Below are 2,437 nucleotides of genomic sequence, written 5' to 3' on the forward strand. Positions count from 1 at the left end.
GGTCCGGCGGCGGGAGTGGTGGGAGCTGCGGGCCGTCGGCGGGAGCCTGGAGAAGGGCTACAGCGGGTCGGCCGTGTACGACATGGAGACCGGCGAGGTCATCGGGATGATGTCGGACGCCGAGTTCCGCGGCGACGCCCGCAGTGAGCTGGGGTCGATGCTCCCGCTCGACCGGATCCGGCTGTACTGGGAGGAGCTGGACGATCTGCTGCCGCTGGAGTGGCTGACCGCTCCGGCCCGGCGCGAGCTCCGGGAGCTCCTGGCCGGCGTGGCGTGCACGCCCGCGATGGCCGCCGAACTGGAGGCGGTCACCGGGCGTCCCCCGCTCGACGCCTTCCAGTCGGCCTGGCATTCGGTACGGCACGTCGCGGAGGGCTTCCGGGAGGAGCAGCTCGTCCGCTACCTGCGGGCAGTGCGCCGGCTCTCCCCGGAGCCCGCCGCGCGGCGCCTCACCGCCTGGTCGGCGCGGCACCTGCCGGAGGTGGGCCGCGCGCCCGGCCCCCGCCCCGAACCGCCGTCGGTGATCGTCCGGCTGGAGCGGCTGACGCTCGGCGACGCCTTCGACATCACCGTGCACCTCTGGGCGGACGGCGCGGCGGGCCCGTCCCGGCGGTCGGCGGAGGTGCCGAAGGGGCGGGTGCGGCAGGTCGTCGAGGAGCACGTCGCCGAACTGGCGCCCGCCCTGTTCCAGCGCGAGTGGATGATCGAGTTCGCGGTGCCGCAGAAGTGGCTCAGCACGCCGTTCGAGCAGTGGTACCTGGACCCCGACAAGACGCTGCGCATGCGCCGGTACCCGGTCGTCGTCCGGGACGTGCGGCGGCTCCGCCCCGACTCCTTCGAACGCGACCAGGCGTACCAGCGCTGGCGGCTGCTCAACGAGCTCGGACGCAGCAACCCGCAGCGGATCACCTGCGACACCGCCCGGGACAGCGGCGTCTTCAGCGATCTGCTGGAGGCCAACGACGACTACTGCGTGCTGGTCTACGGGGCGCGCCCGCCCGACGAGTCGCTCCGGGCCGCGCTGAGCAACGGCGTCCCCGTCATGCTGTGGCCGCGGACGCGGTGCGGCGCCGCCGGCCACGACGCGTGCCGCGGCCACGGCGTCCAGGAGGAGCTGGCCGAAGCGGTCAAGGGCGCGCACCCGGGCGACCTGCCCCGGCTCACCCGCGACCTGCGCAAGCGCGCGCTGCTCGCCAGGGACGAACCGCACTGCGGACGCGACCTGACGCTGCTGTGGGACGACCCGTCCCGCCTTCCCGACCCCCCGCTCGCCATGGAGGTATAGGTGCCGGACTGGCTGCTCTACACCGGGAGCCGTCGCACGCACGACGGCATCGAGAGGCTGCCTCCACCGCCGCCCTGGCGCGCGTTCGACGGCGAGCCCGTGCTGCCGACCCCGCCCGGTGGTTCGGGGAACGAGCACCAGGCGAAGACGTACCGGCCGTCGGACGATGCCGTGCAGCAGGTCAACGCGGCCCTGTATCTGCGCCGCCCGCTGCTGGTGACGGGGCCGCCCGGTACCGGGAAGTCGACGCTGGCCTACGCGGTGGCCCACGAACTGGGCCTCGGCCCCGTCCTGCATTGGCCCATCACCAGCCGCACCACCCTGCGCGACGGCCTCTACCAGTACGACCCGTTGACGCGCCTGTACGCGGCGCAGCGGGAGGACGCGCCCGCCGACGAGGACATCGGCCGCTACATCCGCCTCGGCCCTCTCGGCACTGCGCTCCTCCCCTACGGGCGTCCACGCGTGCTGCTGGTCGACGAGATCGACAAGAGCGACATCGACCTGCCCAACGACCTGCTCACCATCTTCGAGAAGGGCGAGTACGAGCTGCCGGAACTGACCCGGCGGGCCGAGCCGACCGCCGAGGTCATGACGGCGGACGGGCCGGGCTCCCGCGTCACCGTCAAGGCCGGGACCGTCCGCTGCAACGCCTTCCCCCTGGTCGTGATGACCAGCAACGGCGAACGCGAGTTCCCGCCGGCGTTCCTGCGGCGCTGCGTCACCGTCGAGCTGCGGCAGCCGTCCGGTGAGGCGGAGCTCTCCGCGATCGTCCGCGAGCACCTGGGGCCGCTGGCCGACCGGAGCGACGACCTGGTCCGCCGGTTCTTCGAGCGCTCCTCGTCCGGGACGCTGGCCACCGACCAGCTGCTGAACGCCGTCTACCTGTGCCGCCACGCCGACACCGAGGACCGCCGCGCGCTGGCCGACCGCATCATGCCGTACCTGACCGGGCCGGTCGATGACGATTGACCGGCTGCGGGAGGCCCTCTCGGCGATCGGGCCGCCGCCGGACGCCCGCGAGCTGAGCGAGATGCTGTGGCTCGCCTGCCACATCGCCCCCGCCGAGGAGCGCCCGCCTCCGGCCGCGCCGCCGCCGCCGCACGCCCCCGCCTCGAAGGCCCCGCGGCCGCCGGCCCCGCCCGCGCCGGC

3 protein-coding genes are annotated in these 2,437 nt (G+C 74.2%); all 3 read left to right on the plus strand.

The features are described from left to right. Positions 1-1,285: hypothetical protein (locus tag ACIWVC_RS13280; protein ID WP_396447453.1), on the plus strand; the 1,285-nt coding region annotated here is incomplete at its 5' end. Beyond that, a complete protein-coding gene (locus ACIWVC_RS13285) occupies positions 1,286-2,257 on the plus strand; it encodes an AAA family ATPase (RefSeq protein ID WP_396447452.1) in 972 nt (323 codons plus the stop codon). It abuts the gene before it with no gap. Further along, positions 2,247-2,437 (plus strand): hypothetical protein (locus ACIWVC_RS13290; protein WP_396454183.1); only part of this gene is annotated, 191 nt, incomplete at its 3' end. The genes ACIWVC_RS13285 and ACIWVC_RS13290, both read left to right, overlap by 11 nt.

This window comes from Actinomadura sp. (assembly GCF_044508335.1).
Lineage (GTDB): Bacteria > Actinomycetota > Actinomycetes > Streptosporangiales > Streptosporangiaceae > Spirillospora.